The 16,910-nt window shown below is 37.3% G+C and carries 15 protein-coding genes; 2 read left to right on the top strand and 13 right to left on the bottom strand.

Features of this window, described 5'->3' with window-relative positions:
- Nucleotides 1–2 precede the first annotated feature (2 nt).
- Entirely contained in the window at nt 3–365 is a 363-nt protein-coding gene (locus A1704_RS09080) for a hypothetical protein (RefSeq protein WP_062672654.1), read from the top strand.
- Nucleotides 366–393: 28 nt separating this feature from the next.
- On the top strand, nt 394–804 hold the full coding sequence (locus A1704_RS09075) for a hypothetical protein (protein ID WP_062672653.1): 411 nt from the start codon (nt 394–396) through the stop codon (nt 802–804).
- A 71-nt stretch (nt 805–875) separates the two neighbouring features.
- Here the strand turns inward: A1704_RS09075 and A1704_RS09070 are convergent, their stop codons facing one another.
- The 13 genes from A1704_RS09070 to A1704_RS09010 form a co-directional block, all read right to left on the bottom strand.
- Complete coding sequence (locus A1704_RS09070; RefSeq protein WP_062672651.1) at nt 876–2,390, bottom strand: GH3 auxin-responsive promoter family protein; 1,515 nt, start codon at nt 2,388–2,390, stop codon at nt 876–878.
- Nucleotides 2,391–2,495: 105 nt separating this feature from the next.
- On the bottom strand, nt 2,496–2,906 hold the full coding sequence (locus tag A1704_RS09065) for a BrxA/BrxB family bacilliredoxin (protein WP_027372869.1): 411 nt from the start codon (nt 2,904–2,906) through the stop codon (nt 2,496–2,498).
- A gap of 452 nt (nt 2,907–3,358) precedes the next feature.
- Entirely contained in the window at nt 3,359–3,805 is a 447-nt protein-coding gene (locus A1704_RS09060; RefSeq protein ID WP_062672649.1) for a GatB/YqeY domain-containing protein, read from the bottom strand.
- A gap of 91 nt (nt 3,806–3,896) precedes the next feature.
- Entirely contained in the window at nt 3,897–5,810 is a 1,914-nt protein-coding gene (gene ftsZ / locus A1704_RS09055) for a cell division protein FtsZ (RefSeq protein WP_062672647.1), read from the bottom strand.
- A gap of 125 nt (nt 5,811–5,935) precedes the next feature.
- A complete protein-coding gene (gene ftsA / locus A1704_RS09050; RefSeq protein ID WP_062672645.1) occupies nt 5,936–7,321 on the bottom strand; it encodes a cell division protein FtsA in 1,386 nt (461 codons plus the stop codon).
- A gap of 78 nt (nt 7,322–7,399) precedes the next feature.
- Entirely contained in the window at nt 7,400–8,368 is a 969-nt protein-coding gene (locus A1704_RS09045) for a cell division protein FtsQ/DivIB (RefSeq protein WP_062672643.1), read from the bottom strand.
- Between the two features lie 65 nt (nt 8,369–8,433).
- Nucleotides 8,434–9,792 carry a UDP-N-acetylmuramate--L-alanine ligase gene (gene murC / locus A1704_RS09040; RefSeq protein WP_062672642.1) on the bottom strand — a complete coding sequence of 453 codons (1,359 nt, stop codon included), beginning with the start codon at nt 9,790–9,792 and terminating at the stop codon, nt 8,434–8,436.
- Between the two features lie 143 nt (nt 9,793–9,935).
- The gene (locus A1704_RS09035; protein WP_062672640.1) at nt 9,936–10,229 is read right to left on the bottom strand and encodes a GIY-YIG nuclease family protein; all 294 of its coding nucleotides are present in this window, start codon (nt 10,227–10,229) and stop codon (nt 9,936–9,938) included.
- Nucleotides 10,230–10,335: 106 nt separating this feature from the next.
- The gene (gene murG, locus A1704_RS09030) at nt 10,336–11,430 is read right to left on the bottom strand and encodes an undecaprenyldiphospho-muramoylpentapeptide beta-N-acetylglucosaminyltransferase (protein WP_062672639.1); all 1,095 of its coding nucleotides are present in this window, start codon (nt 11,428–11,430) and stop codon (nt 10,336–10,338) included.
- Between the two features lies 1 nt (nt 11,431).
- Nucleotides 11,432–12,670, bottom strand: coding sequence for an FtsW/RodA/SpoVE family cell cycle protein (locus A1704_RS09025; protein WP_062672638.1), 1,239 nt, complete (start codon nt 12,668–12,670; stop codon nt 11,432–11,434).
- A gap of 36 nt (nt 12,671–12,706) precedes the next feature.
- Complete coding sequence (gene murD, locus A1704_RS09020; RefSeq protein ID WP_062672637.1) at nt 12,707–14,044, bottom strand: UDP-N-acetylmuramoyl-L-alanine--D-glutamate ligase; 1,338 nt, start codon at nt 14,042–14,044, stop codon at nt 12,707–12,709.
- A gap of 61 nt (nt 14,045–14,105) precedes the next feature.
- The gene (gene mraY / locus A1704_RS09015) at nt 14,106–15,347 is read right to left on the bottom strand and encodes a phospho-N-acetylmuramoyl-pentapeptide-transferase (protein ID WP_034693896.1); all 1,242 of its coding nucleotides are present in this window, start codon (nt 15,345–15,347) and stop codon (nt 14,106–14,108) included.
- 77 nt (nt 15,348–15,424) lie between these two features.
- Nucleotides 15,425–16,885, bottom strand: coding sequence for a UDP-N-acetylmuramoyl-L-alanyl-D-glutamate--2,6-diaminopimelate ligase (locus A1704_RS09010; RefSeq protein ID WP_062672636.1), 1,461 nt, complete (start codon nt 16,883–16,885; stop codon nt 15,425–15,427).
- Nucleotides 16,886–16,910 lie beyond the last annotated feature (25 nt).

The raw sequence follows: 16,910 nt of genomic DNA, 5'->3' as shown, positions 1-16,910 counted from the left end.
CCATGAAAAATTTACTGGCTGCAATTTTTGTTTTTACCATTCTTTTTACTGCGTGTTCCAAGAAAGAATCTCCGGGTTTTGGGGCTGAACAGGAAGTGAGAGTACGTTATGATACAACTGCTGTTGACTCCTTTTCTACAGGAGCTGTTTCAGTGGATATTGCACGAAAAATAAGAATGTCCTCTCCTCAGTATCTTGATTCTGTAAAACAGGCTAGAAAGCTGCAGGAGGAAGAAAATAAGCTTAAAGCAGAGCTTGAAAAGGAAACCAAAGCGAAACAGGAAGAGGAAAAGAAAAAAGCAGAAGCTGAAAAGAAACTGAAGGCAACAGAAAAACCGGTAACACCGGAAATCAAATCAGAATAAATCTAAATTCCATTAAAAAATAAACAATATGAAAAAACAAATTTTAGCTGTAGTGGTGATCTCAATATTCACTGTAGCATGTACAAAATCAACAACAAAAACAGAACAGGTAGAAAATCCTGACGGGTCTACTACCACAACCACAACTACTACTACCGAAACACCGAACGTTGTGGATACTGCAAAAATCAACAACGCGAAAGAAGACGTTAAGGCTAAAGTAGATGAAGCAGGCAATAAGATTGATGCCGCTGCTCAGAAGGCGAAAGATAAGATTGATGCCACTGCAGATAAGACAAAACAAGATCTTAACAAAGCAGGACAGGATATCAAAACTGAAGCTAACAAAGTAGGGCAGGATGCAAAAGAAGCTGCTAAAAAAGGAGCTTCAAAAGTAGAAGAAGCCGCGAAAAAAGTAAAAGAAGATTTAAGCAAATAAATAATAAAAGCCGTAGTTCAATAGAATTACGGCTTTTTTATATGCAATTGAGAGTTAGGAATCTTTCTCTCTTATTTATTCATTTCCAATAATGGATCAATATATTCTCTGTCATTGCTTAACCTTGGTACTTTATTTTGTCCGCCTAGCTTTCCTTTAGCTTCCAGCCAGTGATAGAACAGATTTTCTTTTGCAATATGTACAATCGGTCTTTTAAGAGTCATATTGTTGTATCTTTTCGCTTCATAGTCTGAATTGATGGTCTTTAAATGTTTATCAAAAGCATCAATAAAATGATCCAGATTATCAGGATGCTGACTGAATTCAAAGATCCATTCGTGGGCACCACCTTCATTTCCTTTCATAAAAACCGGAGCTCCTGTAAAGTCTGTGATTTGTGCTCCTGTTAATTCGCAGGCCTTTGAAAGGGCAGATTCCACATTGGTGATCATCAGTTCTTCCCCAAAAGCATTGATATAATGTTTTGTTCTTCCTGTTATTTTTATTCTGAAAGGATTGATCGAGGTAAAGACAACGGTATCGCCAATCAGATATCTCCACAATCCTCCATTGGTGGTGATTACCATTGCGTAGTTTTTCCCTACTTCCACATCTTCCAGACTTACGACTTTCGGATTTGAAAAATGAAACTGATCCATAGGGATAAACTCATAAAATATTCCATAATCCAGCATCAGCAGCATCTCATCACTATCTGATCTGTCCTGGATACCGAAGAAGCCTTCGGAAGCATTGTAAATTTCGTAGTAATTGATGTTTTTTCCGATGATCTGTCTGAATTGTTCCCTGTAGGGCTTAAAGCTGATTCCACCGTGAAAAAACACCTCTAAATTAGGCCACAGCTCAGAAATACTTTCTACATGAGTTTCCTTTAATACCCTTTGAAGAAGAACCATCATCCAACTTGGTACTCCAAGAATACTTCCTACATCTTCATTTTTTACTTCGGAGGTGATTGCTTTAAGCTTACTTTCCCATTCTCCCATCAAAGAAACTTTCTTACTCGGAGTGGTGGTGATTTCTACCCAAAAAGGAAGGTTGTCAATGAGAATAGCAGACAGATCTCCGAATTTTGTATTGAAATCAGCGTACAGCTCAGAACTTCCGCCTAAACGTAAGTTTTTATAATTAAAAAGCTGGTTTTCAGGATGGTTGTTGGCGTAGATAGAAACCATATCTTTTCCGGCTTTCATATGACAGTATTCAAGGCTTTCTGCAGAGATCGGAATGAATTTGCTTTTAGCATTGGTGGTACCCGATGATTTGGCAAAATGTTTTATGAGGCCTGGCCAGCTTACATCTTTATGGCCTTGTCTTGCTTTCTCAATAAAAGGTTCCATTTCTTCATAGCTAACAATAGGAACTTTGCTTTTAAAATCCTGATAACTTGATATTGAATTGAATCCGTATAGTTTGCCATATTCCGTGTCTTCCGCATGAAACAACTGAGAAAAGAGTATACCTTTCTGGGTTTCAATAGGATGGTCCATGAAATTCTGTATCTGGTCAATCCTTTGACGGATGAACCAGTTGACTACGGTATTGAAAAGTGCTTTGGTTGCCATTTCAACAAATATAATGATATTTGAATTTTCAGAAAATTTTTTACGTGATTAAATAAAAAAACCGTTACAAATTTTGTAACGGTTTGATATTTAGTTTATTGATTCTTAGCAATATTCATCGTAAGCTGCCTGAAGGTTAGCTGCGATAGCTCCTGCAGGGTTTCCTTCGATGTGGTGTCTTTCCAGCATGTGAACTAACTCACCATCTTTGAAAAGTGCTACACATGGAGAACTTGGAGGGAATGGAGCAAGGTGTTTTCTTGCTTCTACTACAGCCTCAGTATCAAATCCTGCAAATACAGTTGTTAGATGATCTGGTTTTTTGTCTCCCGTTAAAGAGTATACTACTCCCGGTCTTGCAGCACCTGCAGCACAACCACATACGGAGTTGATGACCAATAATGTGGTTCCGGATTGTTTTAACGCATCTTCTACCTGAGCAGGAGTTGTTAAATCCTGAAAACCTTTATCTGTAAGCTCTGCCTTCATAGGCATTACTAAATCTGTTGGATACATATATTTTGTTTTTTATCTGTACAAAGTTAAGCAATTCTTTGCGTTTGTTCAATATATAAAAACTATCAATTGATTAGTCATATAAAATTAACCAAGTATTAATATTGTAATAATATTCTAAAAAAAGTGAATTAACACTAGGAATAATAAAATATTATTATTAAATTTGAAATGATTCTGAAAAACAAACGACCGTGAAAAAAACATTTGAAGCTTTCCCTCAAGCAATCAATCACTTAAATACTCTCTGAAATATGGTAGTAGCTTAATTCTCTTTCAGTTTAGAATCAAACTGATTAACAAACTTTAATATCCAAAGAAAGTGAAGCCCGGAACTGTTCAGTTCCGGGCTTCTAATCAAATCGATATGCAAAGGTTGTATATCCTATAGTTATGGAGTGAGAATCGTTTTTAAACTTTGAAATGAATCTAAGTTTAAAAACATATCACCATTAAGAAAGGAGCTTTTTAGCCATCTCAGAAATACTTTTTCCGTCTGATTTTCCGGCTAATGCTTTTGATGCCACTCCCATTACCTTCCCTAAATCTTTAACAGATTCAGCTCCGGTTTCAGAAATAATATTTTTAATTTCTGTTTCTAATTCTTCAGCAGAAAGCTGTTTAGGTAAGAATTGCTCAATAACTTTCATTTGAGCATCTTCTACTTCTGCAAGATCATTTCTTCCCTGTGCAGTAAATTGATCGTAAGAATCCTTACGTTGTTTTACCATTCTCTGAAGAATAGCAATTTCCTGTTCCGCTGTTACTTCAGCTCCGATAGCTTCCGTTTTAAGCAGTAATATCTGAGATTTCACAGCACGCAGAGAATCCAAAGCCACTTTGTCTTTGGCTCTCATTGCTGTTTTTATAGCTTCGTTTATTGTATTTTCTAAACTCATGGTTTCAAATTTAACAATGTATCAATGTAACAGTTTACCAATAAATGTCTGGTAATTGTTACATTGGTACATTTCTACATTGTTATATTATTTAGTCTACATCTTTATTTAAAAATCTGTTTTCTCTGATCTGCATGGATCCATTGTTATCAGACAGATAAGTGTTGATGTTCTGGTCTGATGCATTGTTTCCGTCGATTGAAATATTTTTTCTTTTAAAAGCGGGAATAGATTCGAATTCACTTGTGCTGTCAAAATTCTGGTAGCGGGAGTTGAATTCTTTTAATTTATTTCTTCTTTCAATTACTCTGTCCTGATCAATCGTTTTATTCACGAAAGTGAATTCTGATTCTTCAGTTTTTGGAGTCTCAATTTCTGTTTTGTGTTCAAAAGTTGATCTTGTTTCAACCTTTGGCTCTTCCTGTTTTTGGTAGAACGTTTCAATCTTTTGAGCTGGTTCAGCTACCGCAGCATTGGTAGGAGTATTAAACTCTGCTTTTGGCTGCCCGAAATCCTTACTAGGCTCGTTTCTGATAGGCTCGTTTACAAAGAAGCTGAACTCAACAGGTTTTTCATTTGAAAATGAATTGTTGAAGGAAGTTCCGGATTGTGGTTCCTCTTTTTTGTTTTCAAAATCAAATGAAAAAGACTGGATCTCAAGATCGTTAGGATCATCATGTTCCTCATCAATAGCTAATAAGCTATATTCTTCTTCTCCTTCTTCTTCATTTCTCCAGTTTTGTTCCGGTGTATTTACTGTATCTTCTTCTTTATCAAAGAATTTGATTTCAGTTCTTGGCTGCTCTTCTTCAATAATCATTTTTTTTTCAGCAGAGGTCACATTGAACGGAGTGTCGTGATCTTCGTCATCCAGCCTGAAAAGGTTTTTTCCTCCAAAATCATGCGTTGTCTCAGGAGCTGATTCTCTTTCTTCTCTTGTTTTGAAAGGAGAATTTTTAGGTGCTTCAAAACTGTCGTTAAGACTGATTCTGATTTTCTCAGTAGGTCCTGCGAATTTCTTATTATCATTAGAGAATCCAGTTGCAATTACAAGAACACTTACTGCATCTCCTAATTCTTCATCTGCACCCACCCCAAAAATGATATCTGCAGTGTTTCCTGCTTCTTTCTGGATGTGATCCATAATGATACCGATCTCATCCATGGTAACTTCTTCAGCCCCACTTCTGATCAATAACAATACGTTTTTAGCACCTGTGATCTTGTTATCATTTAATAACGGAGAATCAAGGGCTTTTCTTACAGCTTCTTCAGCTTTATTTTCACCTGAAGCTGTTCCAGTAGACATCAAGGCTGTACCGGAATTCTGAAGTACAGATTTAGCATCTCTAAAGTCAATGTTTACATCAAAGTAACCTGTAATAACTTCTGCCATCCCTTTTGCAGCATTGGTTAACACTTCATCGGCTTTTGAGAATCCCTGCTTAAATCCAAGGTTTCCGAATTGCTGTCTTAGTTTATCATTGTTGATCACAATAAGCGAGTCAACATTGTTTCTTAATTTATCCAGACCGTTTTCTGCCTGCTCCAACCTTCTTTTCCCTTCAAAGCTGAAAGGAACGGTAACAATACCTACGGTAAGAATTCCCATGTCTTTCGCTACTTTAGCAATGACAGGAGCGGCTCCGGTTCCTGTACCACCACCCATTCCGGCAGTGATGAATACCATCTTGGTGTTTTGGCCCATAGCAGCCTTGATATCTTCAATACTTTCGATGGCTGATTTCTCACCAACTTCAGGATCGGCACCAGCTCCAAGACCTTCTGTGATAGAAGTTCCCAACTGAACTTTATTGGCTACCGGGTTATTATCTAAAGTCTGAGCATCCGTATTACAAATCACGAAATCTACTCCGTGGATTCCTTTCTCGTACATGTGCTTCAGAGCGTTGTTTCCACCGCCCCCTACACCGATTACTTTTATAATGGATGAATTTCCTTTTGGCAAATCAAATGAAAATCCTTGTGTACCTATATTTTCCATAACTATACTTTTAATAATTGATAAGTGACAGATGATAATTGATGAATGATATTCGTCTTTAATTTAATAAATATTAATCTATTTCAGGTATCATTGATCATTAATCTTTTATCATTTATATTTATTTACTCTACTTCTTCAAAGAATTTTTTTACTTTTTCCATAAGCGACTGCCCGAAGGTCAGTTTCGCTTTTCTGTTCTCTTGCTTTTCATTTTCAAAAGACTGCTGCTCCTGAACCGGGGCTGCCTGCTGAACGGGTTGAACCGTTTCTGCCTGTGCTGCAGTGACTTCCGGTTTTGGCTGCTCTGTAACAACTTCTACAACTTCGTCAATATTCTGCTTTTTGTCTCTAATCTTCAAACTCTCCATCAGTAATCCGATAGAAGTAGCAAATTCAGGGCCTTTCAGATACTGATTTTTATCATTGGCGATATATTCATTCGCAAAACCGATTCTGCTGTCAAAACCTGTTGTATAATTGGCCAGCTGACGAAGGTGTTTCAGGTTTGAACCACCACCCGTAAGAACAATTCCGGCAATCAGTTTTTTCTTTTGTTCAAAAGCACCATAAGCCTTCAGTTCTGTATTTACCATTTCCAAAACTTCTTCTACTCTTGCATTGATGATCTGCGCTAAAGTTTTTAAAGAAATCTCTTTGTCCGGTCTTCCGTGAAGTCCGGGAATGGTTACAAAAGTACTGTCTTTTTCTAATTCGGGAACAGCCGAACCAAACTTTACTTTCAGTTGTTCTGCATGTTTTTCTATGATGGAACAGCCTTCTTTGATATCTTCGGTAATAATTCCGCCTCCGTATGGAATCACACAGGTATGACGAATGATATTATCTTTAAAGATTGCAATATCTGTTGTACCACCACCAATGTCAACAATGGCTACACCGGCTTCTTTTTCTTCTTTTGTAAGGACAGCTTCAGAAGATGCCAATGGTTCTAAAGTAAGGGCTTCCATTTCTAATCCGGCTTCACGAACGCATCTTGCAATATTTCTGATGCTGCCCATTTGCCCTACTACGACGTGGAAGTTGGCTTCTAAACGTTTTCCATGCATTCCGACAGGTTCCTGAATTTCCCCCTCGGAGTCCACTTTATATTCTTGAGGAAGTACGTGGATAATTTCTTCTCCAGGAAGCATAACCAGCTTTTTTACCTGATCTTTTAATGCTTCGATGTCATCGTCTGTAATAAATTTATCAGGATGTTCACGCATAATATAATCGGAATGCTGCAGAGAACGGATGTGTTTTCCTGCAATACCTACCGTAACTTTGCGGATAGGAACTCCGGCGCTGGATTGTGCTTCGGATACTGCAGCCTTGATTGAATTAATGGTTTGTGAAATGTTATTCACAATACCTTTATGAACACCAAGACTCTTAGCTTTTCCTACACCGAGAACTTCTATCTTCCCGTGTGCATTCCTTCTTCCGACAATCGCGACTATCTTCGTTGTCCCGATGTCCAGACCTACTGAATACTCTTGATTTTCCATTTTATATCGATTTGATTTTTTCTACTTTTTTATCTATAAGGATAGGCTCCTATTTGTGTATTAAATGCCCTGAGGGACTTATTCTATTTTTACTTTTGCCTTAGGCTTGGACTGCGCCTTGACGGGAGGCTTTTTCTCTGCTTTTTTAGTTTCTTTTGTTTGTCCTTTCGGTTTGGTACTCTCTTTCGGTTTTACCGAGGTGGAGCTGGTCTTTTTTACCTCTGCTATTTTGGGTTTAGCTTCCGTCTTTTTAGCGGCTGTTGGGGAAGGAACTTTTGCCAATTCCATCTTTCCTGCCTTTAAAATACTGTCATTTTCTTTAAAATAAGGGTTTAAAGTAGTGACAATCTGATTCTGATATTTCACCGAAACCATGCTGTATTTCTGAGGGTCCTGATACACAAGGTATTTTTCCACAAACGTTTTAAATCCTTTTACTTTAAAATCAATATTATCAAGGTCTCCAATTTCCACTCTATAATTTCCTTCACTTGTCAGAAGGCTATAGCTGTCTTTACTTTTTGAGATTCCGATAAAGTATTTCTTACTGAAATCATCTTTATCAATTTTTTCTACCAGTTCTGCCAGCTTCTCATATTCATCAGGCTTTACGTTTCCTGTTACCAGCATACATGGGTGGGAATAGGTTCTTGAAATAGGGAATTCAACTCCTTTCTCATCCACATAAAAGTCTTTTCCGTCTTTATTTAATCTGAAAACAGGCACTCTCTGTTTGATATCCAGATTCAGCTTTCCGTTCAGGTTCAGATAAACATTGGCGCTGTCTACCGCTGGCAGGGAATTGATCTTTTTTTCCAAAGAAGGAATATTGAGATCTCCCACTTTTCCTGAAGGATTTTCTTTTTTTACAATTTCCCTGATATCTTTTTCATCAACAAAATATACCGGAGTTTTCTCGTTCATTTTTACAGAAATCTTGTTATCCGTAATCTGCTCACGGCTGAATCTCCTCAATGAGAAGCTCAGTAACAATCCCAGGATAATTACGGTGACAACAATTTTTAATATTCTGTATTTATTTTTCATACATTTTTTGTATTCATGTATTTATGTAAAATGTATTCATGAATACGTAAATACATTATTACTTTTTACAATTTATTTATCCATTCACAAATAGGGTCATAAAGGGTGTCTATATTTCCTGCGCCTACCGTAAGAAGGATGTCAAAATCTTTTTCTTTTATTTTTTCAAAAGCACCGGATAATGTTGATACTTCTTTTTTATCTAATGTTACTTTGTCTAGCAGCCAGTTTGAAGTGATTCCTTCAAAATTTTCCTGAAGTTCTCTTGCAGGATAAATATCAAGAAGAATGAGTTCATCTGCCTTACTTAAGCTTTCCGCAAATCCGTCTGCGAAATCTCTTGTTCTGCTGAAAAGGTGAGGCTGGAAGGCTACCAGAAGTTTTTTATCCGGATAAAATGTTCTGATTGAGCTCATTACAGCATTGATTTCTGTAGGGTGGTGAGCATAATCATCAATGTAAATTTTACCGTTTTGATAAATATGTTTGGTATATCTTCTTTTAATTCCCTTAAAATTGGCAATTGCTTTTTTCAGCGTATCAAAATCTGCGCCTAAATTATGCAGGATAGCCAGTGCTGCAGTGGCATTTTCCACATTATGAATTCCCGGAATTTCCCAGACAAAATCTTTTATTGTTTCCGTTGGAGTATGGAAGTCAAAATAAATTTTATCATGCTCCATACGCAGGTTGTCTGAATAATAATCTGCAGGCTCATTTACCGCATAAGTTTGATGCCCTCTGCCAATTTCCAATCCTTTTCTTACAAAAAGTTGTTTGTCTTGAGGAACTAAAGCTGCAAACTGTCTGAATCCTTCTTCAATATGATTAATGTCTCCATAAATGTCCAGGTGATCTGCATCTGTAGAAGTTACTACTGCCCAGTCCGGAGAAAGGTTCAGGAAGCTTCTGTCATACTCATCTGCCTCTACTACAGAATAGGTAGAACCGTTGTACAGGAAGTTGGATTTAAAGTTTTCAGAAATTCCTCCCAAAAAGCATGAGAAAGGAAGATCAGCCTCTTTACACAAATGAGCTACAAGGGTAGACGTGGTGGTTTTCCCATGAGTTCCTGCAATGGCAATACAGTCTGTATTTTCAGTAATTAAGCCTAAAACTTTAGCACGTTTTAAAACTTCAAACTGATTTTGATTGAAATAATCCAATATTCCAAGCGTTTTGATAGCCGGAGTATAAATTACCAACGTATTTTCTTTCTGAAGGGAAGTAATCCTTTCATCAATAAGATCTTCAAAAACAATATCAATGCCTTCATTCATCAGATTCTGAGTAAGCTTTGTATTGGTTTTGTCGTAACCCAATACTTTTTTTCCGGATGCATTGAAATAGCGTGCCAATGCACTCATTCCTATACCTCCGATTCCAACGAAGTAAAAAGTCTGATATGTTTGTAAAATGTTCATTTATATTTTAATCTTTAATAACTCTTTAATCAGTTCAGAGTTTTATTACTATATTTTGTATTATAAGGCTTTCATCAACTTACGCTAGTGACTCGTTAATGAATTAAATTTTAACGGTGTCAGGCTGAGCTTGTCGAAGCCTTCTAATCTTTCATCCTATTTTTTGATAGCAGTTGTAATAAATCCCAGTTATCATTTATTATTGCTTCTTTCTTTTTCTTACTCCAGCCTTTAACTTGTTTTTCAAATCTTATAGCTTGATTAACATCATTAAACTCATGGTAGAAAACAAGTTCCACAGGTTTTCTTGTATACGTGTAACTTTCAGAATTTAATCCGTCATTATGTTCGTTAATTCTTCTTTCCAAATCATTGGTAAAGCCTGTATAGTAAGAATTATCGGAACATTTTACAATGTATACATAATATATTTTCATTCATTAGTGTTTGCTTACTGGCCCTTCGACAAGCTCAGGGTGACACCTCTAATACTAACTGTTTTATTTACTCATGTCAGGCTGAGCTTGTCGAAGCCTTTCCTAACTATTTTATTACGTTAAAAATCTCGTCTACAATCTCTTTTGCTGCATTAGGTTTGGCAAAATATTTCAGATTGTCGGACATTTCTTTTCTTATCCTTTCATTTTCGCAGATTTCTGATAATGTATTCCAGAATTTTTCCTGCATTTCAGAGTCTTTTACCATTCTGGCAGCATTTTTTTCAACCAGGTTTATGGCATTTTTGGTTTGATGGTCTTCCGCTGCAAAAGGGAAAGGTACCAAAAGCACCGGCTTTTGTGCTACAGCCAACTCTGAAATGGCAATAGCTCCGGCTCTGGAAACAATGATATCAGCTGCAGAATACGCCAGTTCCATGTCTTTGATAAATTCTTTCAAATGAATGGAAACTGGAAGCTGGAGGCTGGAAGATAATTCTTTGTAATCCAACTTTCCTGTTTGCCAAATTAATTGATATCCTTTTTCTTTCAGATTCTCAATATTTTCTTTCCAGGCATTATTCAATGTTCTGGATCCCAAAGAACCTCCTACAGAAAGAATCGTAAGTTTGTCTTTATCCAGTCCCATTTTCTCTTTTGCCTGAGCGGTATCCTGCATTCCTGAAACAATATTCTCACGAATCGGATTTCCCAGAAACTTTATTTTCTCTGTAGGAAAGCCTTCTACTTTTGGGTAGGCTGTGAAAACGGCTCTTGCTTTCTTGCTTAAAATTTTATTGGTTACCCCAGCGTGAGCGTTCTGTTCCTGTATGAAAATTGGAATTCCCATTTTGCTAGCTTCATAAAGAGCAGGTCCACTGGCAAATCCTCCTGTTCCTACAGCAAAATCAGGAGCGAAGTTTTTGATAATCTTTTTAGACTTTGATAAACTTTTCAGAATCTTAAAAGGAAGTCCCAGGTTGGATAACAGATTACCTCTGTCGATTCCTGCGATATCAATTCCTTCAATTTTATAGCCTGCCTGAGGAACTTTTTCCATTTCCATTTTTCCGTTGGCACCAATGAACAAAAATTCTGCATCAGGAAATCTTTTTCTGATCTCATCAGCAATGGCAATGGCAGGGAAGATATGTCCTCCTGTTCCTCCGCCGGATAATAATATTCTTAATTTTTTGTCCATTTTAAGCGATATCGTTTATTTCTGCTATACTTTGTTTTTTGCCCATTCCTTCTTCATCATAAATCTGAATTCTTGAGCTTATATTTAAAATAATACCTAACTGTAAATAGGTCACCAGCATGGATGTTCCTCCATAACTAATTAAAGGCAGCGGCTGTCCTGTTACCGGGATTAGGTTTACAGCAACGGCAATATTTACCGAAAGCTGAATGAAGATCATTACCCCGAGACTGAGCACGAGCAACGATCCGAAAAATGCCGGCATTTTACTGGCGATCATCACAATCCTGATCATCATAATCAGGTACAAACTGATCAGAAAAGCGGCTCCTATCACTCCATATTCTTCTACAATCACTGCGAAAATAAAGTCGGAGGCAGATTGCGGAAGCATTTGTTTCAATGCACTTTTCCCTGGCCCCATTCCGGTAATTCCGCCGTGTACAATGGCTGCTTTGGCCTGCATTACCTGATAATTTTTTGCTTTTACGCTTTCATCATCTACATCGGCTGTTTTGGCTTTGCTTGATGTAAAGGTTTCAATACGGCTCATCCATGTGTGAACACGGTTTCCACCGATCATATTGGTATTTAAGGCAATCAATAAAAAGAACACAATGGCTACAAATGATGCGGAGATAAATCCTGCAATGTATTTCCAGTGAAGCTGTCCTATTATGAGAACCACTACGGAAACCATTAAAATCATTAATGCCGTTGAACCGTTATCTTTGGCTACCAATACAAAAACAAGCAGGATAGGCCCGAAAATATACATGATATTCTCTATCGGAAGCCTTTCCCTGGTGATCTTTTTGGTCAGATACCTGCACAGATAGATGATCAGCATTAAAAAGGCAAATGATGAAGGCTGGAAAGAGATTGGTGTTCCCGGAATTTTCAGCCATCTGGAAGCACTTGCTCCATCAATGGTTTGTCCGGTAAACATGGTAACAACCAACAGAATAATCATCAGGCCGAGCAGGATACTGCTGAGCTTTCCGATGTATTCATATTTTATAGTTCCTACCAGTCTCATAATGGCTAGTCCCAGAACTACAAAGAACATATGTTTGATAACGTGGCCTGTTGTGGTCCCGTTATTGACAATGTATTCGAGATTTGAACTTGCAGAGTATACCGGGAAAATAGAGAAAATGGAGATCACAAGGATGACCATCCAAAGTACTTTATCGCCCTTTAGAAATTCAAATCTGTTTTCTGTGTTCTGTTCGTCCATATTTAATGCTATTGGCTATTGGCTATTGGCTAATGGCTAATGGCCATTGGCATTTAATACCTGTTCTTTAAACTGGCGTCCTCTGTCTTCATAGCTTTTGAACAAGTCAAAGCTTGCGCAGCATGGAGATAATAAGACCGTGTCGCCTTTTTTAGCCAGTGATTTTGAAATTTTCACGGCTTCTTCCATACTTGAAGTATCATAAATAAGCTCTTTTTTATCTTTAAAGAAATCGATGATCTTCTTGTTATCTACTCCAAGACAAACAATTGCCTTTACTTTTCTTTTGACTAAATCTTCAATTTCGGTATAGTCATTTCCTTTATCTAAACCGCCAACAATCCATACGGTTGGCGTTTTCATGCTTTCTAAGGCATAGTAAGTAGCATTTACATTGGTTGCTTTACTGTCGTTGATGTATTTTACGTTATCAATTTCAGTAACGAACTCTAATCTGTGCTCTACGGCCTGGAAGGTGATCAATGAATGTCTGATGCTTTCATTGTTGATTTTTAATATTTTACCGGCAATAGATGCTGCCAGGCTGTTGGCTACATTGTGATTTCCCAGCAGAGACAATTCATCAACTTTCATTGCGAATTCGTCTTTCATTTTTACCACAATTTCATCATCATTCACAAAACCTCCTTCCGTTAATTTCTCTTTGGTTGAAAAAGGAATCATTTTCGCCTTTATTTCAAGCTTTTCAAGAAGATTTTTACTCATTTCATCATCCTTGTTGTAGATGAAGAAGTTATCATTCTCCTGGTTTTCTGTGATTCGGAATTTGGCCAATGCATATTCTTCATAATTGTAGTTGTACTGATCCAGGTGATCCTGAGACAGATTCAACAATAAAGAAATATAAGGTCTGAAATTCTGAATATCATCCAGCTGGAAAGAGCTTACTTCCAATACATAATATTCATGGTTTTCATCTGCTACCTGCTTGGCAAAGCTGTATCCGATATTTCCTCCTAAACCTACATTCAATCCGTCATTTTTCAGGATGTAGTAGATCAGTGAAGTTGTGGTTGTTTTTCCGTTGCTTCCGGTAATGGCAATGATCTTTGCATCTGTAAATTCTGAAGCAAATTCAATTTCAGAGGAAAGTCTGATTCCTTTTTCATGAATTTTATTGATGATATCAGCCTTTTTCGGAATTCCCGGGCTTTTTACGATCCAGTCAGCATTTAAAATCCTTTCTTCATCGTGGTTTCCTTCTTCAAATTCAATTTCATTTTCGGTAAGAAACTGCTTATAGTTATCCTTAATGGCTCCTTTATCTGAAAGAAATACTTCCAGACCTTTCTTTTTAGCCAGATAAGCAGCTCCGCATCCGCTTTCTCCACCTCCTAAAACAACTATTTTCATATTATAAAAGCTTTATGCTATAGGCTTTAAGCTTTATGCTTATTGCTTACAGCTTTTATTTTTATCTCATTTTTAATGTGATCAGACATACAATGGCCAATATTACTCCGATGATAATCATTCGGTTCACGATTTTACTCTCGTGGAAACCTTCTTTCTGATAATGATGATGTAATGGTGACATTTTGAAGAGTCTGTTGTTTTGAGCGTATTCCAGCCCATATTTTCTTTTTCTGTATTTGAAAACAACTACCTGAAGCATTACAGAGAGGTTTTCAATTAAGAAGATTCCGCATAATACGGGAATCAACAATTCTTTTCTTAAAATAATGGCTAAAACAGCAATTACACCTCCCAGCATTAAGCTTCCGGTATCTCCCATGAAAACCTGCGCAGGATAAGTGTTGTACCAGAAGAATCCAATTACAGCACCTACCATTGCGACTGCAAAAATGGTGGTTTCCCCCATGTTGGGAAGGAACATGATATTGAGATAGTCTGCAAAGATGATGTTTCCGGAAAGGTACGCGAAAAGAGCCAGCGTGAGCAGTATAATAGCACTTGTTCCTGCTGCAAGACCATCAATTCCGTCGGTGATGTTGGCTCCATTGGAAACGGCTGTTACAATGAAGATTACAATGGGAATAAAGACAATCCATGCCCACTCATGGGCATCTTTATCATTCATCCAAAACAAAATTCCACTATAATCGAATTCATTATTTTTTGCAAAAGGAACAGTGGAAACGGTAATTTTTTCTGTAGGCATAAAGTTTTGCTCTACATTGTTCCTGTTCACTACTTTAGCATCTGCATATTTTCTTTTAACGGTAATATCCGGGTGGAAATACATTGTAATTCCGACAATTAGCCCTAATCCGACCTGTCCTACAATTTTGAATTTACCACTTAAACCGTCTTTATTTTTTTTAATCTTCTTTAGGTAATCATCAAGGAAACCAATAGCACCCATCCAGAACATAGAAACCAACAGCAGCACAATGTACACATTGGTGATTCTTGTAAACAGCAATACAGGAATGATGGTTGCCAAAATAATGATAAGCCCTCCCATGGTAGGAGTTCCTTCTTTTTGTTTCTGCCCATCCAATCCCAGATCACGCACCAATTCTCCCATTTGTTTTGTTCTCAAGTAATTGATTACTCTTTTTCCGTAGACAAGAGCAATAATCAATGAGAATAGTACAGCCATTCCGGCACGGAAGGAAATGTATTTCAACAATCCTAATCCCGGAACGTGAATTCCATGGTTGGTTAGATATTCGTATAGATAGTATAGCATAGTTTCAATTGTTAATAAATGATCATTGATAATTGATTAATGATTGAACAATTATTCTTTCAGTTATCATTTGTAATTTATTTGCTCATTAATTTCCAAAGCTCATTAATTACTTCTTTGTCGTCAAAATGATGTTTCACACCATTGATCTCCTGATAGTTTTCGTGGCCTTTTCCGGCAACTAAAACGATATCTTTAGGTTCTGCAAACTTAATGGCCATTTTTATGGCTTCTTTTCTGTCCGGAATTGAAGTGTATTTGCTGAAGTTCTGTGGTTCAACGCCTGCTTCAATTTCTTTGATGATCTGCGCAGGATCTTCTGTTCTCGGATTGTCTGAAGTGATGATTGCCAGGGTTGATTTTTTAGTGGCAATATTTCCCATTTCAGGTCTTTTGGAGTGATCTCTGTCTCCTCCGCAACCGAATACGGTGATTAATCTTTCGTTTTTGGTTCTGATATCGTTGATGCTGTCCAGAATGTTTTCCAAAGCATCCGGAGTGTGTGCATAATCTACGATAAAGAAAATTCCACCATCGGATTTGAAGGTTTCAAATCTTCCGGAAACTCTTTTTAATTTGCTGATAGCCTGAAGAATTTCATCCTGCTCAAAACCTAGTTCAGCAGCAATTCCAAAGACAAGCAGTAAATTATATACATTGAATTTCCCGGTCAGTGTCGTCCAGAACTCTTTTCCGTTGAAGTTCAACAGCATTCCGTTGAAATCCACTTCCAATAATTTCCCGTGATAGTCTGCCATGGTTTTCAAAGCGTAAGACTTCTTTTTAGCCTTGGTGTTCTGAAGCATGACATTCCCGTTTTTGTCATCCACATTGGTGATGGCAATAGCGGTATCTTCTAATTGATCAAAGAATCTTTTCTTTGTTTTTAAATATTCTTCGAACGTTTTATGATAATCTAAATGATCATGAGTAAGGTTGGTGAAGCCTGCTATTTTGAAGTGTAGTCCTTCAATTCTATTTTGGGCAATTCCGTGTGAGCTTACTTCCATGAAAGCAAATTCGCATCCTTTTTCTACCGCTTCCGCCAAGATCCTGTTGATGGTAATCACATCAGGAGTGGTGTGGGTTGCCGGAATAACTTCTTCACCAATTCTGATTTCAACAGTAGAAAGTAAAGCGGCCGGATATCCAATGTTTTTAAAGACATCAAAAAGAAGGGTCGAAACGGATGTTTTTCCGTTAGTTCCTGTAACTCCTATCAGTTTTAATTTCTGAGAAGGGTTTCCGTAGAAGTTGGAGGCAAGATGACCTAATGCCTTAGATGAATCTTTTACCTGAACATAGGTTACATGTTCCACCAATGTTTCAGGGAATTCTTCGCAAACAATTGTGGCAGCTCCTTTTTCAATAGCAGATGCAATGAATGAATGACCATCCACCACGGTTCCTCTCATGGCAATATAAAGAGAGTTCTCTGTAACTTTTCTGCTGTCGATCACCAATTCAGTTACCTCACGGTTATTATCACCGTGGATTTCCAGTACTGGGATTCTGTTTACTAATTCTGTTATAATCATCTTTATCAATAAGGCATTGCCTTAT

This window comes from Chryseobacterium cucumeris, assembly GCF_001593385.1.
Lineage (GTDB): Bacteria > Bacteroidota > Bacteroidia > Flavobacteriales > Weeksellaceae > Chryseobacterium > Chryseobacterium cucumeris.
Note: the sequence above shows the minus strand (reverse complement) of the source record. Positions and strands in the feature narration are given on the sequence as shown.